Raw genomic sequence first — 22693 nt, forward strand, 5'->3', positions numbered from 1 at the left:
GGCCCGTTCACGGAACTGAAGACGCCGTGAACGAACTTCGTCTAGAGCCGGTGATACGAATGCAGGCGCTCAGGTGCGCCGTGCATCTCCGCAGGTCCGCTTCATTGGGGTTCGGCGTGTTCTTGGAGCCGTGTGAAGGCGAAAGCGCGGATCGCCGGCTGATCACCGCTGGGGTGTCACGAACTCGCGCGCTTCCTCCCTCCTCGTCCTCGTCGGTGTCAGCGGTGGCCGGGTCGCGCAGCGGGCGCAGGCCACCGGCCGGGACGGTGGCGCGGAAGCCGTAGCGGCCCAGGCAGTTGAGGTTCGCGTGGCGCAGCGGGGAGAGCCGGGCGACGTCCTCGTCCAGGACGTCGTGCTCGCGCTGGTCGGCGGGCAGTGTCCGCAGGGTCGTGACGGCGGCGTCCGAGTAGCGGGTGGTCCACAGCACGGCGGCGCCCCGGACCAGGCCGAGCGCGCCGAGCTGGTCCTCCTGGCCCTCGCGGTACACGCCTGCATGATCTGCCCCCGCTTGCCGTGGCAGATGTCGCGGGCGAGCTTGTGGCGGGACTCCTGCACAGACCGCGCCCACGAGCGTGTGGCCTTGCTGCCGGCACCAGGTGCAAATCATCTTCTCCTGGACTGCCAGGCCGAAGCCGTCCTCCACCTGCCGGTCGGTACTGACGCGGATATACCCGACGAGCTTCATGCGGGCATGGTGCCGCAGGGGACTGACATCCCCAGCGGCATAACTGTGACACCGGAGAGTGCCCCGCTGCCCCGGCTGTCACCCCTGGAGGCCCGGGTCTGTGCATCACTGGGCGGCTCCGGTTGAAGGCAGTCCGCGGCGAACTCGGTGGTGCGCGAGGTGTTGCCGGTCGACCCGGTGTTCCGCAATCGTGCGGCGATCCCTGCGGGCGAATGTCCGCTGCTTCGGCATGACCGCCGGTCGCGCCCTGGAGGCGGATGCCGCAGGCGTGTCTCGTCGTGCATGGGCTTCACCAGGTTCGTGACTGCGGTGCTTCGTACGACGCGCTGTACCGGGAGAGGGTGCAGACGGGTTCGGCGTCCCGCGGGTGGCACCAGGCTTCGAGGCAGGGCGGTCGCCCCGGTGAGCGCGCTGTCCGAGCTCACAGGTTGGGATCATCGAACTGTTCCAGGAGAACGTCGATCGGCGTGTGGCCCGTGGCGGCGGATGCGCCGTCGTGAAGAAGCTGTTCCGCCCAGATGACCTTGCCGCGGGTTGTGTACCGCGTTCCCCATCGCTGGGCGAACTGCGCCACCAGGAACAGCCCCCGCCCGCCTTCGTCCGTGGTCGCCGCCCGCCGCAGGCGCGGCGAGGTGCCGCTGCCGTCCGACACCTCGCAGATCAGACAGCGTCCGTGCAGCAGCCGCACCGTGACCGGCGGCGATCCGTACCGGATCGCGTTCGTGACCAATTCGCTGAGGATCAGTTCCGTGGTGAACCCGGTCTCCTCCAGCCCCCACTCCAGCAACGTCTTTCTGCAGCGCGCCCGCACCGAGGGAACCGCCGCCGGGTCCGGCGGCACGTCCCACTCGGCCACGCACGAGGGCGGGAGGATCCGGGTACGCGCCGCCAGCAGCGCGATGTCGTCGCAGGGGTGTGCCGGCTTCAGCGCGTCGATCACCGCCTGACACGTCTCCTCCGGAGTGCGGCCCCCGGACCCGCCCAACGCCCGGCGCAGCCTCTCCAGCCCGACGTCGATGTCGAGGGTGCGGTCCTCCACCAGGCCGTCGGTGTACAGCACCAGTTGTGAACCCTCCGGCAGGGACAGCTCGGCGGTCTCGAAGGGGTAGCCTCCCAGGCCGAGCGGCGCCGAGGCCGGCACGCCAGGACAGGTGACCGTCCCGTCCGGGCGCACCACCACCGGTTCCGGGTGTCCCGCACGGGCCATCGTGCAGGCCCCCGCCACCGGGTCGTAGACCGCGTACAGACACGTCGCTCCGGTCACCCCCTCCCCCTCGGGGCCTTCCGCGGCATCGCCCGTGTTCTCCTCGTTGTCCATACGGACGACCAGGTCGTCCATGTTCCCGAGCACCTCGTCCACGGGCAGGTCCAGGGAGGAGAAGTTGTGCACTGCGGTGCGCAGCCGGCCCATCGTCGCCGCCGCGTGCAGCCCGTGACCGACGACGTCACCCATCACCAGCGCCACTCGTGCGCCCGGAAGCGGGATGACGTCGAACCAGTCCCCGCCCACCCCCGTCTCCGCGGGCAGATACCGCCAGGCCACCTCCAGTGCGTCCTGCTCCGGCTGCCCCCGCGGCAGCAGGCTGCGCTGCAGTGTCACCGCCATCGCGTGCTCCCGGGTGAACCTGCGGGCGTTGTCGATGGCCACCGCCGCCCGCGCGGCCAGTTCCTCCGCGAAGGACAGGTCCTCCGGCTCGAACGCCGGGGAATCCCCTCTCCGGTAGAAGTTCGCCACGCCCAGCGGCACGCCCCGCGCCCGCAGCGGCACGGTCACCAGCGAATGCAACCCGCGCTCCAGGGCCTTCCGGGCGCGCTCGGGATCCTGTTCCTGCCAGCCGCGCGCCTGCCTCAGGTCCGCCTCCAGCACGCCCCGCCCCTCCTGCAGCGTGCGCATCTGCGGGGTCCGGGGCGAGAACGTGATCACTTCGCCCAGCGCATACACCGGCATCATCTGCTGATCGCCGCTGATCGCCGCCCGGCGCAGATGCCGCCATCCCTCCGCCGTCGGCTCCCGCCCCCGCAGCACCGTGTCCAGCAGATCCACCGTCACGACGTCGGCGAACTCCGGCGCCGCCACTTCGGCCAGTTCCTCGGCCGTACGCCCCACATCCAGCGTCGTCCCGATCCGCATCCCGGCCTCGTACAGCAGCTTCAGCCGCTCCCGCGCGACCTCGGCCCGCCCCGAGACCGCCGTCAGCTCCGTGGTGTCCCGCAGGGTCACCACGCTGCCTCCCCGGCCGGGCTGCGGGTACGTGGGCCGCTTGTTCACCGCCAGCAACCGGTCCTGCGCGAGATGCACCTCATCGGTGACCACCTCCCGCGACGTCAGCAGGCGCGTGATCTGCTCCGGCAGTCCCAGCTCCCGCACCGGGCGCCCCTGCACGTCCGCCGGCAGTCCCAGCAGCCGCGTCGCCTCGTCGTTGGCCAGCAGCAGTCGTCCGTCGGCGTCGGTGATCAGCACTCCTTCCCGCACCGCGTGCAGGACCGCGTCGTGGTGCTCGTACAACTGCGCCAGCTCCGCCGGGGCCAGGCCGCGCGTCTGGCGCCGCAGCCGCCGGGACACCAGCGTCGTCCCGGTCATGGCCAGCGCCAGCGCTACCACGCCGGCACCGACGGTGATCGGCAGCTGCGGCATCCACAGTCTCGCCACGTTCTTGACCGTGATCCCGGCGGAGACCAGGCCGACGACCTCGCCGCGCGAGTCGGTCACGGGGACCACCGCCTGCACGGCCGTCCCTTTGCCGGCGGGCAGAGGCGGCCCGCCGGCCTGCTCGACGACGGTACGGCCCTGCAGCGCCGGTTCGATGGCGCCGACGAACTTCTTCCCGATCTCCCGCGGGTAGGGGTACGTGTAACGCATTCCCTCTGTGCTCATGACGACGACGAAATCCACGCCCGCGCGCTTGCGTGCCGCCTCGGCTCGCGGCTGGAGCACCGCTGTCGGGTCCTGGCTGCGCAGCGCCTCGACCACGCCAGGGGCACTCGCGAACGACTGGGCCGCGACGACCGACTCCCGACGCCCCTGCTGCACAGCGTCACGCGCCGCCTGGAGCACCACGGCCGCCACCGCGGCCACGACCAGCAGCACCACGATCACGACCTGGAGAAGGAACACCTGCCCGGCCGCACTGTGCAGGTCCAGCAGGGAGGCGCGACGTTCCCGCGAGCGTCCGGCGGGCGGATGACGCGCCGGGCCTCGAGGGTGCCCGGAAAATGCCTCCATGCACCCTTCATAACACCGCTGTGCTTCGTCCGGGGTTCGGCAGGGGACGGGGTGTTCTGACCTGGGCAAAGTGATTGATTGCGGCAGCTCCGGACGGCGTCGGACGGGGTGAATGACACCAAAACTGGGACCAGAGAGCGTCACGTCGTCTCTGGCCGGAGATGGTCCGGGGGAGGCCGCTCACCATCTGCTGGCGGTGCGCGGGGCGGGGAGACAAGGGCCGTCCCACGAGACATATCCGGCTCGCCAGATGCGTTGCCTGAAGAGCGGGTTTTTGCACCGCAAGACTCGACGGCTTCCCGGGACAGACGGCGTTGACGAGCAGGTCAGGTGGTGGCCAGCAGCAGATCCTCTCCGCTTGACGGGCGGAGGCCGTCGGTGCGATCGGCGAAGTAGCGCTCGGCGAGCAAAGCTCCCGGCACGTGGTGGGCGTCTTTGAAGCCGGCTTCGCGGGCCAGTGCCAGCATCTCCTGTGGGGTGTAGAAGCTGATGAACGGTGTTCCAGATGCTCGCGCGCCTTCCTCACTCGCCCGGAGGCCGGGGCGATCGGCGTCGTCGACAAGTTCGGTCGGCAGCAGGAACGTCATGGCGAGCGTCGAGCCGGGCGCGAGCCCGGCGATCTGGCGCAGGGTGGCGGCGGTGGCGTCTTGGGTGAGGTACATGGTGACGCCGGTGGAGACGATGACTGCCGGTTGGCCGGGATCGAAGCCGGTAGCGGCCAGTTGCTCCCGCCAGGGCGCGTTCGCCTCGAAGTCGACCGGCACCAGATGTAGCCATTCCGGGATGCCGTAGCCGAGTTCGACCAGGCGGTGGCGCTTCCAGGCTTGGGGGCCGGGCTGGTCGACCTCGAAGATCCGCAGGCGGGAGGCGATCTCGGGCCTGCGCTGGGCGAAGGTGTCCAGGCCGGCTCCCAGGACGACGTACTGGGTGACGCCGCGGTCGGCCTGCTCGGCGATCAGGTCCTCGATGAAACGAGCGCGGGCCACCATGGCCGCCCGGAACCCGCTGGTGGCGTGCGGGTCCATGTCCGGGCGGTCGCGCCAGTCATCGCCGGGGGCCGCCAGATACAGGCCGATCTCGTCCTCGACTACGTGCGGGGGCGGGTCGACCTGGACGTGCATCGCCCGCCAGAGGGCGGTCCGCACCGCGGTGCTGTCCGGCGTCTCGATCTGCTCGTCTGCCATGGTGTTCCCCTTCGCCGTGGTCAGTTCTTGGCGGGAGCCTGGAGGCTCCACAGGCGCCCGTCGGGGTCGCGGACCGTCATCTCCCTGGTCCCGTAATGGGTGTCCTCGAACGGCGAGACCACCTCGACGGCCGGATCGGGACGGAACGCGTCTGCGTCAGGCACCTTCAGCACGATCCGCGTCTGGGGCTCTTGGTCCTCGGGGACCTCGGCGATGAACACGCAGGGACCGTCGCCGTTGCGGAGCTGGCCGGAGTTGTGGTCCGTCGCGAACTCCAGCTCGTAGCCCAGCGTCTGGAAGAACTTCGCCGCCTGACCCCAGTTGTGAGTCGTCAGGAACACGGCCTCGATTCCCTCGGTCGCCATGTCAGGTCTCCTGCTCAGTCGATTGCTGTTTGTGCCCATGGGCGTCGTCGAGGTAGGCGCGCAGCGCGTCAGCGACCAACGCCGACAACGACATGCCCGACTCGATGGCGCGGTACTTGACCTGCTTGATCAGCCCGATCGGCAGGTACACGTTGAACTGCTTGACTTCCTCATCACCCACAAGCCGATGCTAGCATCCTAGCAAGCTAGGACACCATGCGCCGATACGGCGAACCAACCCGAGCCGGTTCAGGACGTCGGTGTCGACTTCTTCGCCAGCACCGCTTCTTCGTCCAGCACGGCGCCGCGTGCCTGCGGGTCGGGCGCCGGGTCATCACGGTGATCAGTGCCCAGGTCAGGTGAGGCCTCGGAGTGCTGAGGCAGCCGCTCGTAGTCGCGTGCGTTGCGATGCTCGGTCCGCTGCTGCCGCGATCCGGGATGGGCCGACCACGGACGGAGGCGGCCGAGCCGCTGGCTGGTCTCGGCCGACTAGGGCCTCTACGGTCGCAGTTGACCGCGAATCGCAGGCAGCACCGGGGGGCCTGCCCGCGCCCACCAGCACGCCTCCGGCGCGCCTGGGACGTCCCCGCTCGCGGCCCGTCGGGGGGAGACGGAGCCGCGGTCTGCGTGCCGCCGACGAACGAAAGGGGGGACGACGGCCGGCGCGACGGACGCAAGAGCTTCTCCTGGCGCGGCCACCGGGACCTGCTGATCACCGCCCACCAGCAGCTCGGCGGCCCGATCGTGCTCATCTGGGGGTGGCGTCCCGCCGCGTGGTGCAGGCATGCGGACCGCGCGGCTCCGCCCGTCGCGACAGCGCAGGACGCAGGCCGGTGAGGCTGTCCAGGGACAGGGGCGCCGGTGACGCACCCTCAACACCCCGAGCGGGTCCGGACATTGACCGCCGGCCCCGGACAGGCGCCCGATACCGTCTGGCCCACGACGAACCGGACCGAGTGCCTGCGTCGGCACGCCGGCAGGGATCCCAGAGCGGTGCAGCGGGATGCCGTGATGCCGGATGGCCCCGATGAGGAAGACGCGTTGTCGAAGAACCGGCCCTTTGTGCATCCCCCAGCGCCCGGTCCCGGACGTCCTTCTCCCCGACCAGGTCGGCGGCCTGCTACAGCCAGCCCCGGCGGGCCGCCTGCCACGCCAGTTGCATACGGGTCGCCGCGCCGGCGAGCGTCATCAGCTGCTGGATGTGGCGCTGGACCGTGCGCCGGCTCAGGCCCATCTGGGAGGCGATCGCCTTGTCCGCGACACCCGCGACAAGCAGCGAGAGCAGCCGCCGGTCCGTCACCGAGAGGGGGTCGCTGTCGGTGACGCCGTCGGTGCCGCTGACCGCTCCGGAGTCGTCGACGTGCAGCGGGACGGCGTCGTCCCAGTAGCGTTCGAAGAGTGCGATGAGGGCGGCCAGCAGGCTGCTGTCGCGCACCAGCGCCGTGGTGGGTTCCTCGGGGCTGCCGTGGGGGCCTCCCGGTACGAGGGGGCAGATGGCGATGGCGCGGTCGGAGACGGCCAGGCGCAGCGGCAAGTGGGGTACGGCGCGGGCGACTTCGCCTGCCCGTACTCCTTCGATAACGTTGTCCACGGCGCCTTCGTCGTCGAAGAAGGCCTTCTCGTACAGGACGCGGTAGCGCACGCCGCGGGCCAGGGCGTCGAACTCCGCGCTGTTGCTGCCCGAGGGCATCGCCACGTACTGCGCCTTGCAGAACCAGAGCATCTCGTCGCGGGTGTCCGCCTGGATGCGGCGCAGGTGCTGGCGCAGTGCGTCCGCCCCGGTGATCACCTCGATGAGCCCTCCGGCGTCCCGGCGGCGCAGCGTGTCCCGGTAGATCTCCAGCAGACCGGTGGCCGTCGCGCGGGCATGCTCGAGAGCCTCGGTCTGCTGCGTGAGCCTCGGCATCAGGGCCACATCGGGGGGCGTGGCCCGGTAGAGCCTGGGTGCCGCGTCGGTATGGCTGGCCAGCCCCTTGGCGGTGAGGGTCTCAAGTGTCCGTTCGGCGTCGGTGGTGTCGAGGCCGGCGCGCAGCGCGAAGTCCTGTGCCGAGGCTGTGCCCATCGTCACCAGGGTCCGGTAGGCGGACTCCTCGGCATCACTGACCCCGACGGCGTCCAGTGTCACGGCGTTCTCCTCGATGCCACCCGACCCAACGGTTGAAGACCGTACTACAGGCTTCGGGTGGGACGGCGGGTGCCGGGGACGCCGTCAACGCCCGGGCACCCGCCGTTCCTTGGAGTACTGCCGTGGCTACCCTCGGTGCAGGTAGGCGCGCTTCACGGTCTGCCGGACACGGGTGCCGAGGCTGTCCTGTGCCGTGACCCGCAGTGTCACGTACGTGTCGTGATGGCCGAAGGGGGTGACGACGGTGGCCCCGAAGCTGTTGTGCCCGCGTTCCTTCACCGCGGCGCGGCTGAAGTGCTTGCCGTCGTCGTAGGACACCTCCACGCGCAGGGACACTCCGCGTGGCGCGGGCAGCCCGTCCTGGGCGCGGACGGCCAGGCCCACGGTGTGGGTGCGGCCGGCGCGCACCGCGTTGTACGCGTCGACGGGTACGTCGTAGTCGAGCTGGAGCAGGGGCAGCGGCATCGCCTTGTCCGTGCTGCCGGAGCGGAAGGACCAGGAGGTTTCGGTGCCGGTGCCCAGAGCCCACTCGCCGTCCACGCGGGACGTCGTCAGGTCGAGCCGGTAGTCGGACATGCCCGCTGCCACCTCGAAGTCACTCCAGGCCCCTTCCGCTTGTCCGACCTTCACGCCGTCGCGGTAGAGCGTCGCGGCGGCCGTGTCACCCTGGGGCGCATCGCCCTGCGGTGCCTCGAAGCCGCCCACCCCGCCGCCGCCCACGAGCAGCCGTGACCAGTGGCCCGCTGTGGAGTCGGTGAACTCCGGGATCCGGAAGGCCAGTACGTTGCCGGTGCGGACGGAGGGCGTCTGGGTGCCCTCGGGGATGGAGGGGCGGACCACGGCGCCCTGCCACCGTTCCGCAAGCCGCTCCCCCGCCCGGTAGGTGCGGGGCGTGTCGCTCATGCCCACGCTCAGCGGCATGTCGACGTCGAAGGTCGTCGCGTGGTGCACCCGGTGCTGCCAGGTCGTGCCGTTCGCGCTGACGTACTCGGTGCGGGCGAAGCCCGTCGGCACGTAGCGGGTGTACTGCAGCCAGGCGGTGTTCTGGTAGGGCCGCCGGGCGAACCGCTGCTCGCTGGCCCAGACAGCGCCGCCGTTGTCCGCGTACGTCGACGTGAGTACGGCGCTGTTGCGCGCCGACACGGTGTGCACCACGTGCTGGGGTATCCGCTGGGCGGACACCTGCATGACGTCGTACAGGTACGGGCTCTTGGCCGTGCCGGTGAACCTGATGGAGGTGGGGTGCTTCTTCAGGCTCTCGAGCAGGGCGGTGCCCGCCTTCGCGCCGACGCGGACGGTGGGCACGGCGTTGCGTGCGCCGTCGGGGCTCCAGCGCGTCCAGGCGATGTCGCTGAAGTGGACCTGCAGCAGAGCCCGTACGCCGGCGTCGGCCGCCTGCCGCGCCAACTCCCGTTCGTCCGTTCCCGATTCATTGCGGACGATCGCGAGTTTGCCGCGGGCCCGGCTGAAGTCGGGTGCCTCGAAGGTGCCCGCGTCGACGGCGGTCAGGGTGGCGCCCTTGGGGTCGAACAGCGGGGAGTTCGGCATGTAGTACGGGTTCAGCGCGAGCTCGCCGCCCGCCACCTCGGCCTCGATCAGCGGGGCGAGGAGCTGCCAGCGCGAGGCGAACTCGAAGGTGCCGTCGGTGACAGCCGCGGTGGGGCTGATGTACAGCCGCTTGGCGAGGTCGAAGTACATGGTGCCCTGGAGCAGGCTGTGTCCGTCGATCGTGCGATAGGTCTGGTAGTTGAGGACGCCGCGCTGTTCGGCGGGCCGGGGCGTGCGGATGTCGACGCGGGTGGTCTTGCGCGCGTCGAGGGTGACGGCGGTGTCCTTGGTGACCTTCACCTCGGGCACGACGACATGGCGCAGTTCCTGGCCGTCGTCGGCGTTGTCCAGGCTGGAGTAGTCGAGTTGGTAGGTGCCCTCCTCGACTTCGGCGACGGCGGGTTCGGTGCTGGTGTAGTCGACGAAGCCGTCGGCTCCCCAGATCGACGGCAGGGCCTGGATCCGGTTGCCTTCGTGGTCGTAGGTGGTCACGGTGAGCTGGTGCGTGGGTCCGTGCAGCACGAGGCTCACCGTGGTGTGGACCGTGACCTTGCCGTCGGCGGATACGGCGGTGACATAGCCGTAGTAGTCGCCGCGGGCGGCCCGGGCGGGGTTCGCGGTCAGCGGTACGTCGGCGCTGGCGCCGGCGGCTATACGCACCGACGTGGAGCCGAGCCTGAGTGCGCCGTCGGCCAGTTCCCGTCCGCCGGTGGTGGCGAGGCGGGCGGTCAGGCCGAGGGTGACCTCCCTCTGGGAGGTGTTGGTGTAGCGGACGGTGGCGGTGCGGTCCTCGGTGCTGCTCTGGTCGCCGCCGGTCCGCAACGGGCCCAGGGCGAGGGTGCCGGTGGCGGTGACCGGGCCGAGAGCGGCGGCGCCCACGTCGATGCGCCCGCCGCCCTGTTCGGTGGGCTGCTGGCCGTCGACCGTGTGTGCCGTGCTGATCAGTGCGTCCTTGAGCTGCTGTGCGTCCCAGGCCGGGTGCGCCTGGGCGAGCAGGGCGGCAGCGCCCGTCACGTGCGGGGTGGCCATCGACGTACCGGAGGCCGCGACGTAGTACTGGTCCACCGGATCGCCCATGGTGGTGCCGGCCGCGCGGGCCGCGACGATCCCGACTCCCGGTGCGGTGACGTCGGGCTTGACGGCTCGGTCGCCGTGCCGCGGGCCGCGGCTGGAGAACGCGGCAAGCGCGTCGCCGCGGTCCACCGCGCCCACCGTCAGCGCGGCGTCCGCGGCGCCGGGTGAGCCGACGGTCTGCGGGCCCAGCTCGCCGCTGTTGCCCGCGGCGACGACGAACAGGGCGCCGCTGCTCGCGGTCAGTTCGTCGAGTGCGAGGCTCATCGGGTCGGTGCCGTCGGTCTCGACGTCCGCTCCCAGGCTCATGTTGACGACCCTGGCGCCCTTCGCCGCGGCCCACTCCATGCCGTCGATGACCTGGGACTGGCTTCCGTAGCCGTCGTCCCCGAGGACCTTGCCGATGAGCAGGTCGGCTGCCGGGGCCACTCCCTTGCGGCTGCCGCCGGACGCCGCGCCGCTTCCGCCGATCGTGGAGGCGACGTGGGTGCCGTGGCCGAAGACGTCGCCGGTCCCCGAGCTGCCGGAGAAGTCCTTCGCCTCGCTGATCCGGCCGGCCAGGTCCGGATGGCTCTGGTCGGCGCCGGTGTCGAGGACCGCCACCTTGACGGCCTTGCCGTCGTATCCGGCCTGCCACACCGCGGGCGCGTTGATCTGGCCGGTGCTGCGGTCCAGGGCCGCGTCCACCCGTGCGTCCAGCCAGACCCTGGGCGTCGCTTCGATGCGTGCCGCGCTCACCGGCTGCTGGGCGGGGGCCAGTTGCTTCCAGAACGTGCCCAGGTCGTCCCCGGACACGTGGATGGCCTGGGCGTCGATGCTGTCCAGACGCCGGGCCGACGCGGTGTCCCCGGCGACGGTGGTGAGCCTGCGCACCACGGAGGAAGAGACTCCCTCGCCCTGACCGATGATCAGGGGGAGGGCGTCGGTGTGGGCCTCGTCGTACTTCTGCTTGATGAGCGCGCTCACATTGAACAACTGCCGGTCCAGGCGGCCGGAGTTGACCAGGTCGAGCGCGTCGGAGGGCAGGACCGTCAGATCGCCGTCCTGCTCCACGGTCCTGAACAGCACGTCCCGTCGGCCGCTGCCCGGCTCGACGGCGGCGGTCCGCTTGCCGCCGGCATGCATGGTGACGGTCACTCGGTCACCCGTCACCAGGCGCACGGTGACGCCGTCGACGGGCGAGGGCTTCGCGGCCGCGGTGGCCGGCGCGCCCGGCGTGGCCGATGCGGCCGTGTCTGCGGCGACCGGTGGCACGCTAGCGACGGCAAGCGCCAGCCCGGCCGTCAGCACCGCCGCAAGACGGATCCGTCTCATCTGGTCAGCCCCTCTCGATAAATGCACAGCAAACGTTCATGGGTGCTGCACAGAATCCGGTGGGGCCGGACACGATGTCACCGTTTCCCGGTGGCGCAGGTGGGACATGTCGCAACCGCGACACGGCACGTGCCGCGCCACACGCGACACCGTGATCCGCATCGCGGACGCGACCGGGGTACCGCTGCGCGAGCTCGTGGGCTGACGGGCGGCCGCAGCGACAGGTACAAAGGGCGGCCGCCCTTCTCGCGGCCGGAGGAGCCGACGGCGAGAGTTCCAATCCCCCTTGCTCATAAGCAGTTCGCGCTGCGGTACGCCTCCCACAATGATTCGGCGGTCGTGCACTGTGTCGCGTCCACCGCGCACGTGCCGCCATGCTCTACGCGGCGGGTGTCCTGCCTCGTCGGGCGGTGAGCGTCAGGCGCGCCGAGTCGGCTTGCGTACCGGGCGTCCCTGTGGGCCGGGCCCCAGCCGGTGGCCCAGGCCGCGGACCGCGTCGATCATGCAGCACCTGCCGGCCTCGTGGCGCAGGGGTGCCGGGCCCCGACCCGCAGCTCCGTCGTGGCAGACGACGGTTTCACGCCCACGGCGGCCGAAGCGTGCAGCCACCTTCGGCCTAAGCCCCGTCAGGCTCGTCCAGTGCTGTGGCCGCGTAGGTTTGCCAGATTGGGTCAGGCTGCAGCTTTTGAGAGGGCGCCCGCCGAATGCCTTTCTCGCTGCGGATGCGGGCGCGTTTCCTCGCGTTCGCCCGCAGGCGATCGAGCGCCGGCTGGTAGATCGCCTCGCGGAGCTGCAGCGCGGATGTGAAGGTCGCGACATCGGCGGTCACCTGGTCGGGGAGCTCGTCGCATTCGAGGACCCGCTGCTCAAGGTCGGCGGGGGCGACCAGGAGGTCGACGGGCTTGTCTCGACGGGACCCCACGGTAGCGGCCAGGGCCCAGAGCTGGGTTGCCACTCACGCACGCGAATCTCACGTCACCATCTTGACTGGTGACGTGAGGTCGAGCAACAATCGTCACCCGCTGAACGGTGACGCGACTGGGGCTGGCGCACCGGATTGCCCGCACACACAGGGCGTTGAACACGCACGGAAACCGGGCAACCCTCCCCACTGTCCAGTCCACGTGTCAGCCCGGCCCACGTCGCGCCCGACCACCATAAACAGGAGACCGGATGGCCAAGGCATGCGACATCGAGGTCGTCGTCTTCGACGTCCTCGGAACGATGGTCGACGAGCCAGGCGGACTTCGAGCGGCCATTCGCGACGCGGTGCCCGCACCCGACGATGCGTCCGTCGACCAGCTGCTCACCGTGTGGCAAGAGCATGTCGAGCACGAGCAGCAACGCATCGAGGAAGAAAGCCGGGCATACGCCAACACCGAGATCATCGACCGCGAGGCAGCTCAACGCGTAGCCGACTGCGCCGGGCTCACCGACCCGGTGGCCATCGAGCGACTGGCCACCGCAGGTCAGCGCCTAAAACCCTGGGACGACTCCCCCGCCGGACTCACCCGCCTCGCGCGGCGATTTCCCGTACTGGGGCTCTCCAATGCCAGTCGCGCGACTCTGCTCCGCCTCAACGCATACGCCGGGCTGCGCTGGCACCAAGCCTGTTCCGCCGAAGATGCCCAGGCCTACAAGCCCGCACCGGAGGTCTACCAGCTCGCGGTCGACGCGGCAGGATGTCCAGCAGAGCGCGTGCTGATGGTCGCCGCCCACGCCTGGGACCTTCGCGGAGCTCAGGCGGTGGGAATGCGAACCGCCTACGTTCGGCGACCAGTCGGGGATCCACCGAAGAGGACCGACACCTTCAATTGGCGGTCAAACAGCCTGGATGAGTTGGTCGCCGCGCTGACGGCGCCGCAGAAGCGCCGATCCGATCAATGAGCTCTATTCAGCGTTGCCGCTCCAAGGTGAGGACGGCCGCGACGACACGAGTGAGCGTTGTGACTCCATAAGCCGGGCCCCGGGGATGCCGTGGCAGATCCCCCCCCGGGGCCCCGCTGCGTTGTGCGGCCAGGGTGCTACTGCGCGAACGCTGCGAGGGCCTGCTCTGCCATCTGGATGCCGACCGTGGCGGCCATGGTGGTCCCCGCTTCCAGCAGCTTGTCCTTGACCTGGACCGCGAACTGCCGCAACCGGCCCGGCTCGGGGTTCGCTGACGTCGCTTCGTCGTGGAGTTCCTGGGCGACGCGCTCCAGTTCCGCGCGGTCCGCTTCGGCCAGGCCCAGCGTGCCGCTGATCTGGCCCACGTAACCGGCCAGCTGGACGAACGCGCTCGGGTCGATGCCGGCGGTGTTGTTCTGGGTGACGTTCTGCTGCTCGCCGATGATGACGCCCTGCGCGTTCGGCAGGAAGTTGTTGTAGGTGGTGCCGGTGCGCGGCTGGTTGGTGTGGTCTTGCACGCTTCCTCCTGACAGGGCGCAGCTGACGCCTTCGGGGGTGATGGCGACCGTGAAGGGGTTGTGAACTGCTGCCGATGAACTGAGCGTTAGTGACTTTTGGTGAGTGTGAGTGAGTGCCGGAGCTGGGTTCGGGTCTGGCGGTACGGGCCGGTCGTCTTTGCGTGTGGCGGGCTCGGGGCCCCGCCGCGGGAGGGGAACGGGAGTGTGCGGGCCGAATGGGTGACCTCTGCGAGTGGTGCTCGTTGAGTGCCGTGACGGGGTCTTCTGGGCGGGCGGGGGTGAACGGGTGGGCGGGCTGCGGGAGTTGGCGGCGTCGTTCGTGGTGCCCGGTCCCACGGGAGTGGCCATCCGGGACCGGCTGCGGGTGTCGGAGGCGGACGCGGCGGTGCTGGCCGAGGTCGGCGTCTTCCTCGGCTCGCTGGCCGCGGGTGATCTCGCGGAACGGTCCCGGCAGGGCCTGGGGCACGATGCGGCCTCATGGGCGGTGCGCAAGCGAGGGCTGACGGGCAGGTCGTCGGCACGCTGGGCGGGCAGCATCACCAAGGCCACCCACGAACAGTGGGCGCTGGCCCGGCGCGGCCAGGCGGCGTATCTGGACTGGCTGCGGGGGCAGATCGCGTCGATCGAGGCGCGGCTGGCCCGGCCGCTGGGCGCCAAGGCCAGCAAACGTGAGGGGCTGGTACGCGGGTATGCCTCGCGCGGCGAGTGGCATGCCAAGTGCCGCCGCCTGCAGACCCTCAAGGACCGGCTTGCGGGGGTGGAGGCGGACTGGGCGGCGGGCCGGGTGCGGGTGGTGCGCGGCGGCAAGCACCTTGCCAACACGCGCCACCACCTGGCGGCGGCCGGGCTGGACGAGCGGGCGTGGCGACAGCGGTGGGAGGCGGAGCGGATGTTCCTGGCCGCCGACGGGGAGTCCGGCAAACGCTTCGGCAACGAGACGATCCGCATCACCGACACCGGTCACATCTCCCTCAAGCTCCCGGCCCCGCTGACCCACTTGGCCAACGCGCCGCACGGCCGGTATCTACTGGACGCGACGGTGATGTTCCAGCACCGGGGCCAGGAGTGGCGCGACCGGATCACCGCGAACCGGGCGGTGGCCTACCGCATCCACCACGACACGGCGCGCGGCCGCTGGTATGTCACCGCGTCCTGGCAGCGTGCCGCCGCCCAGGTGCTGCCACTCGATGCCGCCCTGGCCCGGGGCGTGGTCGGGGTGGACATGAACGACGACCACCTGGCGGCCTGGCGCCTGGATGTGCATGGCAACCCGGTCGGTGAGCCGCGGCGCTTCTTCTACGACCTGTCCGGCTCCGCCGCGCACCGGGACGCGCAGCTGCGGCACGCGCTGAGCCGGCTGCTGCACTACACCCACGGCTGCGGGGCCGCCGCGATCGCCGTCGAGGACCTCCACTTCAGCGACGGCAGGAGCCGGGAGCGGCACGGCCGCAACAAGCGCTTCCGGCGGCTGCTCTCCCGCTTCCCGACGGCGAAGCTCCGTGCCCGGCTGGTCTCGATGGCCGCCGAGCAGCACCTCGCCATCATCGCAGTGGACCCTGCGTACACCTCCCGGTGGGGTGCCCAGCACTGGCAGCAACCGCTGACCACCCCGGCTCGCAAGATTTCCCGGCACGATGCGGCGAGCATCGCGGTCGGGCGACGCGCCCTTGGATATCCGATCAGGCGACGGACGGCACCGCCCCACGACGACCGGAGTGATCGTGGTGGGCATCGGACCGTACAGGCCCGACTGGAGACCCGACGGCGTGAGGAAACCCGCCCCCACCCGCCCGGACCGCGCACCGGATGCGCGCCGCCGGGCCGTGGAGCGAAAGCGGGGGACCAGCGTGCCCAACACCGTTCGGAGCACGCGGCTGAGCAGGAGTTCTGGCAACAGGACTCACTCCCGCTCAGTCCTTAGGAACGGTACGGAGGGGGTACCGACAACGGGCACCGGCCACCCGGGCCTGGTGCGGCGGGAACGGCGGCCAGACACTCCATCGGCCAGGGCGAGTTCGCCCCCGGTGCGCTGCCGCCAGGCCTGGTCCAGCGGTTCTCGGCCGCGGCGATTGACATGGGTACAAGACCCACACCTGCTCACTTAATCGGAACGGTTTCGGCGGTGACACGGGCCCGGGCTCCTTCGATCTCGTTGATGTGGGCTTCCGTCCATTGCCGGAGCGCGGTGATGGGCTCAGCAAGGCTCTGGCCGAGCTTGGTCAGGTCGTACTCGACCCGGGGCGGGATGGTCGGGTGCACCGTGCGGGTGATGAAGCCGTCAGCTTCGAGGCTGCGCAGTGTCTGGGTGAGCATCTTCTGCGAGACGCCCTCGATCCGTCGGCTCAAGTCGGTGTAGCGCATGGTGCCTTCGAGGAGGGCGTCGACGACCAGGATCGTCCACTTGCCGGCGATGTGGTCGAGGACCTGGCGCGTCGGGCACTTCGCGGAGTAGGCGTCGGCTGGTAGTCCGGAGGATTCCACTACGGTCTTCATGCCGGGAGAGTAGCGCACCAAAAGGTGCCCTCTTCCCTATGGAGAGTCCCTCTCCAATAGTGAGTGTCATGACGCATCACATGCTCTCTGTCGCGGACGCGATCCGCACGCGCCGCACCGTGCGCCACTATCAGCCCGATCCGATCCCGGAAGCCGTCCTCTCATCGTTGCTCGAACTCGCCGTCGAAGCGCCTACCAGCTGGAATCTGCAAGACCGGTCGATCGTCGTGGTCGCCAGCGACGAGGGCCGTGAAAGGCTCGCCTGGGCCACCGGTGGACAGCCGCAGCCGCAGGAAGCCCCCGTCGTGCTGGTCTTCGTCGCGGAGCCGCAGTCCTGGCGTGACGACCACAGCGACATCTACGACCGGGCCCGGCGCGAAGGAGCATGGAACGACGACTTCATCGCCATGTTCTCCGCGGCATCAACAGCGTTCCAGGAAGACCTCGACAAGCGCGGCCTGCTCCGCGAGTACGCCATCAAGGACGCAATGATCGCGGCCTCGTTCGTGATGCTCGCCGCGACCGAGACGGGCCTGGCAACGTCGCCGATGAACGGCTGGGACGAGGACAAGGTGAAGAAGGTGATCGGGATCGACGACCGCGACGACCTGGCCATCGCACTGCTCGTGTCCGTCGGCTACCCGGCGGAGGAACGGCGCCATCCCGGCCGGCGTCCCCTGGAACGCAACGTCTTCTACGAACGGCACACTGCACAACAGAGCACCGCACACCAGGAATAGGCATCCTGCCCAACTCCGCATCCGGGGACGGCAAGCAGGGTGAGACCAAGCAAGGCAGGCCGGCAAAACCGCAGCCCGAACGACCGCCACCGGATGCGGCCGAGCCATAACCAACCCAGCCAGGCCCTGCGGCCCGGGATGGGGCCAAGGGGCGTGCCGTTGGTGTAGGGCGCAGGCGGGGCCGGGCTACGCGGTGTCGCCCTCCCAGTCGAAGTACCGCCAGTCCCCGGGGCGTTGCCCGTACAGGGCGCGGCCGCCGGGACCGTAGCGGCCGATCTCCGTGGGCAGGGCGGCGCCGTCGGCGCGCTGCTGGGTACTCCAGTCGGTGACGTCCAGGAGCAGGCCGTCCAACGGGCCCCCCACCAGCTGCGCGTACACGCGCCCCGGGCGGGGTGCGGCGTCGTCGTGGTCGGCCCCGTAGACCCGGCCCCGCATGAACTCCAACTCATCCATGACCAGCAGGCTCGCACCCGGCGCTGACAGCGAGCCCCTTTCCTGTCTCCAGGGCCCACACGCCGGGCCGCTCACTGCCCGTCCCGTTGCCCGGAGAGACGAACACCCCGAGCAAGTCCTGCCTCCAGCAGGACGCCGTAAGGCGAACGCGACAGCCGTGCCGGTGCAGCCGGCGGGCCGCGCAGCGCGGCCTTGGCATCCTCGCCCCCGTCGTCGGCCGCGCCGGGGGCGTGCGCGGTGCCGGCGCCGGCAGGCTCCGGGTGCCGGCTCGATCTGCCAGGCGGCGAGGACGGCCTGCAGCGGGCCGGAGAGTGGTCGCAGTGGCGGCACGGCCGGTCGCGAGGCGAGCGGGTTGACGTCCCCCAGCGCTTTGCACGGGTCCGCGCCGTCTCAGCGGCGCGGCGTGCCGGCCGTGCGGCAGGGTCTGTTTCGGCGGCTCGGGTGCGTGCGTTGCCCGCCGCCGAGACCGTCCGCACCCAGCTGAGCGTGGTGGCCGACCTGCCCGGCCGGCAGCGGCGGGAAGTCCGCGCATGCAGTGATGTCTGTGGCGGCGTCCAGCAGCATGGTCTTGGCCTGGGGAAACGGCCCGCTGGAAGAAGGTCTGGAGCACCGAGGCGACCGCTGCTCACCCATTTGGAGTAATCCGGCTGTGCTCCAAGTCGCGTGTCACCCGTTTGGAGTCGTCAATGGAGTGTGGCCTGACACGTGACCTGCGTTTCATCGCCCCGAGGGGTTGATGCCATGGGAACCATCGGCTCCACTGATGCCCTCACGGATGTTCACGCCGGCGACCCGTACCCCGTCTATGCGTGGCTGCGTGAGAGCGAACCGGTGTACCGGTGCCGGACCGGCGCCTACCTGCTGACCCGGTACACGGACTGCCGGCGTGTCCTGACCGAGCGCGCGTGCTTCCTCGCCCCGGGCCCTCTCCGGCCGTCCGCGGGGACGGCCGGGGCGTGCGCGCCGGTGCTGTCCCGCGTCATGAGCGCGCAGAATCCGCCCCGGCACACCAGAATGCGCGCCGCGGTCGCCCGGCGTTTCGTCGAGCACGTGCGAGGTCAGCAGCCGTGGGTCAGCAGGCTCTGCGACCGCCTGCTCGACGGCGTGGTGGAGAGGCTGCGCTACGGCGTCGCCGACATGAGCCCGCTGGCCGAGGCGTTTGCCCGCGACACGATCATGCACGTGCTGGGACTGCCGCAGGGCGATCGAGAGCGCCTGTGCGCACTCGTCAGCGACATCTTCCCCACCTCCGGTCCGCTGCCCGGACAGGAGTGCGACGGCGCGGTGGCGATGCGGCAGCTCACCGACTACCTGCACGGGCAAGTGGCACGACGGCGCCGCGCGCCGGGCGACGATCTGATGTCCGAACTCGTCGAGGCGCACACCGCCTGCCCCGAGGCCTTGCCGCACGAGGAACTGGTCAGCATCCTCACGGGACTCACGGTCGCCGGGTACCCGCAGATCGCCGCGGGGATCGAGACCGGGATCGTCCTGATGATCCGTCACCCAAAGTGGGCGGTCTTCCTGGACGATGCCGCCGGTGCCCGGATGTTCGTCGAGGAGGTGCTCCGCTACGACGCGCCGGTGCAGTTCACGCCCGCCCCCCGCATTCCCGCCAGGACGGTGGTCCTGAGCGGCGTGACGATCCCGGCGGGAGCGCATCTCTGGCCGGTGCTGGGTGCCGCCAACCGGGATCCCGGTGTGTTCACCCGGCCCGATGCGTTCTGGCCGGGGCGCGGCGGGGCACGTCACCTGAGCTTCGGCGGCGGCGCCCACTACTGCCTGGGCGCCGAACTGGTGTACCTGGAAATGGTGATGCTGCTGCGCCGGCTGCGGCAGCGTCTTCCCGATCTCGCGCAGGCACGGCCGCCCGCCCAGCGGGTGGGGCGGCTGCGCGGGTTCACGTCCGTTGCTGTCAGGCGAGCGGAGGCTGATCGTCATGACCGGTAGTGGTCCCCGCGCATGCGCGGACGGCGTGCACGTCTTTTTGGAGAGCGCCGCCTGCTCCACGTTCCTCGACGCCGCTCTTGGTGTCTACGCATCGATCAGGCCGGGTTTTCCCTACGCCTGCTTCGGGGTGCTGGTCGGTCGTGTGCAGGGCGACAGCGCCCGCATCGAGCGCGTCGAGTTCGGCCGCAACGTCCGGGCCACCGACGGCGCGGCCCTGGGGGAATTCTCACAATCCATCGTTCCGTGTTTCGGGACGGCCTATGAGAACCCGCATCGCGGGTACTGGTGCGATTCCACCGACCTGCTGCGCATCCTGCGGGACGCCGAGCTGGACGGGCTGGACATTTTGGGGTCGATACACCTGCACCCCGACTGGCACAACATCGACTCACCGGGCGGCGGCGGGTCACCGCTGAGCGAGCACCCGACCCGCATGGACACCTACGTCTTCGCCGGCACCGGGTGGCCGATCAATCTCATCTGCTACCTGGAACGCCGGAAGGGCAGCATGTACCACTCGTGGGGCGCCTGGACCCCGCATACCGGCGACCCCTCGAACCCCCGTTGCGAGGCGCTGCCGGTGCGCCTGGCCCTGCCAGCCCCTGCAGGGGCTGGCCGGACCGGGACGGCCGTGCGCTCCATGGAGGACCCGTGAACGCACAAGAGGCCCGCGACGCCGTCGCCTGTCCCCTGCCGCCGGGGCACCGGGACGGCGGCGTTCGCACTGATCTGGTGGACGCGAGGGGCTACGTCGACGCCCCCCATCAACTGCTCGCACAGTTGCGGGCCGAACAGCCCGTACGGCGTGTGGTGTTCGCCGGCGTCCCGGTCTGGCTCGTCACGCGCCATGAGGACATCCGCGCCGCGAGCAGGGATCCACGGCTGAGCAACGATCCGCGGCGCGGCAACAAGGCCGTGCAGATGGCTCCGTGGGTCTTCGCCACCGAGACCTACACCGTCACCCGCAATATGCTCCGCTGCGACCCTCCGGAGCACACCAGACTGCGGGAACTGGTGGCAGGTGAGTTCACCCCCGGCCGCATCGAGGCGCTGCGTCCACGCATCCAGCAGATCACCGATGAGCTCCTGTCCCCGCTCCTTCCCCTGGGGCACCTGGACGTCATCACCGACTTCGCCAAGCGTCTGCCGCTCACGGTCATCTCGGACGTCCTGGGGGTGCCTGCCCCAGGACGGGACACCTTCGCGCGACTCGCCGGCGTCTACGTCGAGATGAGCGCAGGCGACGGCGGCCGCATGCCCCGGGCCGCCCGCGAGATGCGGGACTACCTCACCCAACTGGTGAAGGCCAAGAGGCAGCCGACCGCCCGTGCCGAGGACCTGCTGGGGCGACTCCTGGCAGCCGATCACCAGGAGGACGAGGTGATCGGCATGGCCTTCCTCCTCCTCGTGGCCGGTTTCGAGACCACCGCCCATCTCATCGGCAGCGGAGTGCTGGCCCTGCTGGAGCACCCCGGACAACTGGAGCTGCTCCGCAGCAAGCCCCACCTCATGGGGCAGGCGATCGAGGAGATCCTGCGCTGGAACGGCCCCATCAAGATGGCGCCCGTCCTGCGGTTCACGACCTGCGACGTGGGCATCGGCGACGTCACCGTTCCCGGTGGCGGAGAGGCCGTCCTGCTGTCCTACGGGGCCGGCAACCGGGATCCCGCCCGCTTCGCCGAGCCCGACCGGTTCGACATCCTCCGCGACAGCCGAGGGCACCTCGCCTTCGGACACGGGATCCACCACTGTCTGGGCGCGCCGCTGGGCAAAGCGGAAGCCCAGATCGCGCTGCGCGCCCTCCTGGAACGCTGCGACCAACTGGCGCTCGCCAGCGATCCCGGCGAACTGGCCTGGGGACACAGCCGGTTCATGCGGGGACTGACCAGCCTGCCGGTCACCTTTAGGCCCGTTCCACCAGGGAGCACACCATGACCACTCCACGACCGCGCGCCCTGGTGACAGGAGCCTCCCGGGGCATCGGAGCGGCCATCGCCCGCGCACTGGCACCCACACACGATCTGCTCCTCGGCGGCCGCGACGCCCGCACGCTCACGGCGCTCGCCCGCGACCTGCCGGGCACGGCCGGCCCCTGGGCGGTCGATCTGGCAGATCCCGGGAGCCTGGCCCGGGCCACCACGGACATCGACCGCCTCGACGTGCTCGTGCACAACGCCGCCGTCGCGGAGCCCGGCACGATCGCCGACACCCCCCTGGAGGCGTGGCAGCGCATCTTCGCGGTCAACCTCTTCTCCGCCGCCGAACTCACCCGCCTGCTCCTGCCGTCCCTGCGCCGCTGCCAAGGACAGGTGGTCCTGATCAACGCGGGCTCCGGACTGCGGATCAAGGCGCACCGCGGTCCCTACGCCGCCAGCAAATACGCGCTGCGCGCGTTCGCGGAGGCACTGCAGGCCGAAGAGGCACCCAACGGAGTGAGGGTGACCTCGATCCACCCGGGTCCGACCGACACCGAGATGCAACGCAAGGCGGCCGAACGGGCCGGCCGCGCGTACCGCCCGGATCAGTTCCTGCGGCCCGAGTCGGTGGCCGCCGTCGTGCTCCACGCGGTACGGGCGCCCGCGGACGCGACGGTGACCCGTACCGTCATCGACTGAGGACCGCCCTGCGACCACTGAAAGAGTGCTTTGTCCCGGCAGGGGTGTTTGGTATTGGGGGTTCTGCCATGGGGTTGTGGCTGCTCAGCGGGTTCAATGTGAGCGTGGATGATTCGTTGTGGAGCAGGTTGTCGGCCGAGGCGCGAGCAGAGGTGGACGCTCTCATCTCCGCTGGTCGCACCGTGCAGGCCATCGCGGTGATGCGCGAGCGCGTCGGCCTGCCGCGGCCTGGTCTCCATGAGTGCGTTGATCTCCTGGCTCAGCGTTTTCACTGCCCTGCGGGAGTAGACGGTGACATGGGCTGGTGCTGCGCGGTTGATCAGGTGTCTCGCCAGTTCGGGGTGGATTCGCGGGTGAGTCGTCGGCTTACAGGCCATTTTCTTTTGGAGAGTCAGACTCGGCCCGGTGGGCAAGAGCTGGGCTCATTCTTCTCGAGGAGGCACGTGGGATGGCTGTACGTCCTCACGCGTCGGACGGCTTCCCCGCGTGCTCACGAAGGGCACGGGAGGCGGCCATCGGGAG

At 70.4% G+C, this 22693-nt stretch carries 17 protein-coding genes and 2 pseudogenes; 8 read left to right on the plus strand and 11 right to left on the minus strand.

The genetic code is table 11. From position 1 onward, the window contains the following. Nucleotides 1-208: 208 nt before the first annotated feature. From ACFY0T_RS47000 to ACFY0T_RS47020, 5 genes and pseudogenes are all read right to left on the minus strand, one after another. A pseudogene (locus ACFY0T_RS47000) lies at nucleotides 209-558 on the minus strand (Tn3 family transposase); the annotation flags it as partial. Nucleotides 559-1106: 548 nt separating this feature from the next. Beyond that, nucleotides 1107-3908, minus strand: coding sequence for a SpoIIE family protein phosphatase (locus tag ACFY0T_RS47005; RefSeq protein ID WP_388884712.1), 2802 nt, complete (start codon nucleotides 3906-3908; stop codon nucleotides 1107-1109). Between the two features lie 326 nt (nucleotides 3909-4234). Beyond that, nucleotides 4235-5092, minus strand: a complete 858-nt coding sequence (locus ACFY0T_RS47010) for a class I SAM-dependent methyltransferase (protein ID WP_388884713.1) — start codon at nucleotides 5090-5092, stop codon at nucleotides 4235-4237. 20 nt (nucleotides 5093-5112) lie between these two features. Beyond that, entirely contained in the window at nucleotides 5113-5457 is a 345-nt protein-coding gene (locus ACFY0T_RS47015) for a VOC family protein (RefSeq protein ID WP_388884714.1), read from the minus strand. A gap of 1 nt (nucleotide 5458) precedes the next feature. Next, nucleotides 5459-5638: a CopG family transcriptional regulator gene (locus ACFY0T_RS47020; RefSeq protein ID WP_388884715.1), complete on the minus strand. Its 180-nt coding sequence runs from the start codon at nucleotides 5636-5638 to the stop codon at nucleotides 5459-5461. A gap of 464 nt (nucleotides 5639-6102) precedes the next feature. Here ACFY0T_RS47020 and ACFY0T_RS47025 point away from each other — a divergent pair. Then, nucleotides 6103-6213, plus strand: a pseudogene (locus ACFY0T_RS47025) (IS630 family transposase); the annotation flags it as partial. 364 nt (nucleotides 6214-6577) lie between these two features. Here ACFY0T_RS47025 and ACFY0T_RS47030 read toward each other — a convergent pair. From ACFY0T_RS47030 to ACFY0T_RS47040, 3 genes are all read right to left on the minus strand, one after another. Next, a complete protein-coding gene (locus ACFY0T_RS47030) occupies nucleotides 6578-7582 on the minus strand; it encodes a helix-turn-helix domain-containing protein (protein WP_388884716.1) in 1005 nt (334 codons plus the stop codon). A 126-nt stretch (nucleotides 7583-7708) separates the two neighbouring features. Next, the gene (locus ACFY0T_RS47035; protein WP_388884717.1) at nucleotides 7709-11515 is read right to left on the minus strand and encodes a S8 family serine peptidase; all 3807 of its coding nucleotides are present in this window, start codon (nucleotides 11513-11515) and stop codon (nucleotides 7709-7711) included. A 616-nt stretch (nucleotides 11516-12131) separates the two neighbouring features. Then, nucleotides 12132-12470 (minus strand): ABATE domain-containing protein, encoded by a 339-nt coding sequence (locus ACFY0T_RS47040; RefSeq protein WP_388884718.1) that lies wholly within the window; start codon nucleotides 12468-12470, stop codon nucleotides 12132-12134. 218 nt (nucleotides 12471-12688) lie between these two features. Between ACFY0T_RS47040 and ACFY0T_RS47045 the strand changes: the two genes are divergently transcribed. Continuing rightward, nucleotides 12689-13402, plus strand: coding sequence for a haloacid dehalogenase type II (locus ACFY0T_RS47045; RefSeq protein ID WP_388884719.1), 714 nt, complete (start codon nucleotides 12689-12691; stop codon nucleotides 13400-13402). 137 nt (nucleotides 13403-13539) lie between these two features. Here ACFY0T_RS47045 and ACFY0T_RS47050 read toward each other — a convergent pair whose 3' ends face one another. After that, the gene (locus tag ACFY0T_RS47050) at nucleotides 13540-13920 is read right to left on the minus strand and encodes a hypothetical protein (protein WP_388884720.1); all 381 of its coding nucleotides are present in this window, start codon (nucleotides 13918-13920) and stop codon (nucleotides 13540-13542) included. A gap of 232 nt (nucleotides 13921-14152) precedes the next feature. Here ACFY0T_RS47050 and ACFY0T_RS47055 point away from each other — a divergent pair, with 232 nt between their 5' ends. Further along, nucleotides 14153-15841 (plus strand): IS200/IS605 family accessory protein TnpB-related protein, encoded by a 1689-nt coding sequence (locus ACFY0T_RS47055; protein ID WP_388884721.1) that lies wholly within the window; start codon nucleotides 14153-14155, stop codon nucleotides 15839-15841. Between the two features lie 176 nt (nucleotides 15842-16017). Here the strand turns inward: ACFY0T_RS47055 and ACFY0T_RS47060 are convergent, their stop codons facing one another. Further along, entirely contained in the window at nucleotides 16018-16413 is a 396-nt protein-coding gene (locus tag ACFY0T_RS47060) for a winged helix-turn-helix transcriptional regulator (RefSeq protein ID WP_388884722.1), read from the minus strand. Between the two features lie 68 nt (nucleotides 16414-16481). Between ACFY0T_RS47060 and ACFY0T_RS47065 the strand changes: the two genes are divergently transcribed. Then, nucleotides 16482-17153 carry a nitroreductase family protein gene (locus ACFY0T_RS47065; RefSeq protein WP_388884723.1) on the plus strand — a complete coding sequence of 224 codons (672 nt, stop codon included), beginning with the start codon at nucleotides 16482-16484 and terminating at the stop codon, nucleotides 17151-17153. 186 nt (nucleotides 17154-17339) lie between these two features. Here the strand turns inward: ACFY0T_RS47065 and ACFY0T_RS47070 are convergent, their stop codons facing one another. Beyond that, complete coding sequence (locus ACFY0T_RS47070) at nucleotides 17340-17606, minus strand: hypothetical protein (RefSeq protein WP_388884724.1); 267 nt, start codon at nucleotides 17604-17606, stop codon at nucleotides 17340-17342. Nucleotides 17607-18347: 741 nt separating this feature from the next. Here ACFY0T_RS47070 and ACFY0T_RS47075 point away from each other — a divergent pair. Genes ACFY0T_RS47075 through ACFY0T_RS47090 form a run of 4 tightly spaced genes read left to right on the plus strand, consistent with a single transcriptional unit; the run spans nucleotide 18348 to nucleotide 22171 of the window. Next, nucleotides 18348-19556 carry a cytochrome P450 gene (locus ACFY0T_RS47075; protein ID WP_388884725.1) on the plus strand — a complete coding sequence of 403 codons (1209 nt, stop codon included), beginning with the start codon at nucleotides 18348-18350 and terminating at the stop codon, nucleotides 19554-19556. Beyond that, a complete protein-coding gene (locus tag ACFY0T_RS47080; protein ID WP_388884726.1) occupies nucleotides 19546-20211 on the plus strand; it encodes a hypothetical protein in 666 nt (221 codons plus the stop codon). The genes ACFY0T_RS47075 and ACFY0T_RS47080 overlap by 11 nt, the downstream gene beginning before the upstream one ends. Further along, nucleotides 20208-21491, plus strand: coding sequence for a cytochrome P450 (locus ACFY0T_RS47085; RefSeq protein ID WP_388884727.1), 1284 nt, complete (start codon nucleotides 20208-20210; stop codon nucleotides 21489-21491). Before ACFY0T_RS47080 ends, ACFY0T_RS47085 begins: the two co-directional genes overlap by 4 nt. Beyond that, nucleotides 21488-22171, plus strand: coding sequence for an SDR family oxidoreductase (locus ACFY0T_RS47090; protein ID WP_388884728.1), 684 nt, complete (start codon nucleotides 21488-21490; stop codon nucleotides 22169-22171). Before ACFY0T_RS47085 ends, ACFY0T_RS47090 begins: the two co-directional genes overlap by 4 nt. The last annotated feature ends 522 nt before the right edge of the window (nucleotides 22172-22693 follow it).

The sequence above is a fragment of the Streptomyces sp. NPDC001530 genome (genome assembly GCF_042894545.1).
Lineage (GTDB): Bacteria > Actinomycetota > Actinomycetes > Streptomycetales > Streptomycetaceae > Streptomyces.

What these genes read in the sequence shown, in the direction of transcription:
- ACFY0T_RS47005 (WP_388884712.1), bottom strand. Translation starts at nt 3,908, where the DNA reads ATGGAGGCATTTTCCGGGCACCCTCGAGGCCCGGCGCGTCATCCGCCC.
- ACFY0T_RS47010 (WP_388884713.1), bottom strand. Translation starts at nt 5,092, where the DNA reads ATGGCAGACGAGCAGATCGAGACGCCGGACAGCACCGCGGTGCGGACC.
- ACFY0T_RS47015 (WP_388884714.1), bottom strand. Translation starts at nt 5,457, where the DNA reads ATGGCGACCGAGGGAATCGAGGCCGTGTTCCTGACGACTCACAACTGG.
- ACFY0T_RS47035 (WP_388884717.1), bottom strand. Translation starts at nt 11,515, where the DNA reads ATGAGACGGATCCGTCTTGCGGCGGTGCTGACGGCCGGGCTGGCGCTT.
- ACFY0T_RS47045 (WP_388884719.1), top strand. Translation starts at nt 12,689, where the DNA reads ATGGCCAAGGCATGCGACATCGAGGTCGTCGTCTTCGACGTCCTCGGA.
- ACFY0T_RS47060 (WP_388884722.1), bottom strand. Translation starts at nt 16,413, where the DNA reads ATGAAGACCGTAGTGGAATCCTCCGGACTACCAGCCGACGCCTACTCC.
- ACFY0T_RS47065 (WP_388884723.1), top strand. Translation starts at nt 16,482, where the DNA reads ATGACGCATCACATGCTCTCTGTCGCGGACGCGATCCGCACGCGCCGC.
- ACFY0T_RS47070 (WP_388884724.1), bottom strand. Translation starts at nt 17,606, where the DNA reads ATGGATGAGTTGGAGTTCATGCGGGGCCGGGTCTACGGGGCCGACCAC.
- ACFY0T_RS47075 (WP_388884725.1), top strand. Translation starts at nt 18,348, where the DNA reads ATGGGAACCATCGGCTCCACTGATGCCCTCACGGATGTTCACGCCGGC.
- ACFY0T_RS47080 (WP_388884726.1), top strand. Translation starts at nt 19,546, where the DNA reads ATGACCGGTAGTGGTCCCCGCGCATGCGCGGACGGCGTGCACGTCTTT.
- ACFY0T_RS47090 (WP_388884728.1), top strand. Translation starts at nt 21,488, where the DNA reads ATGACCACTCCACGACCGCGCGCCCTGGTGACAGGAGCCTCCCGGGGC.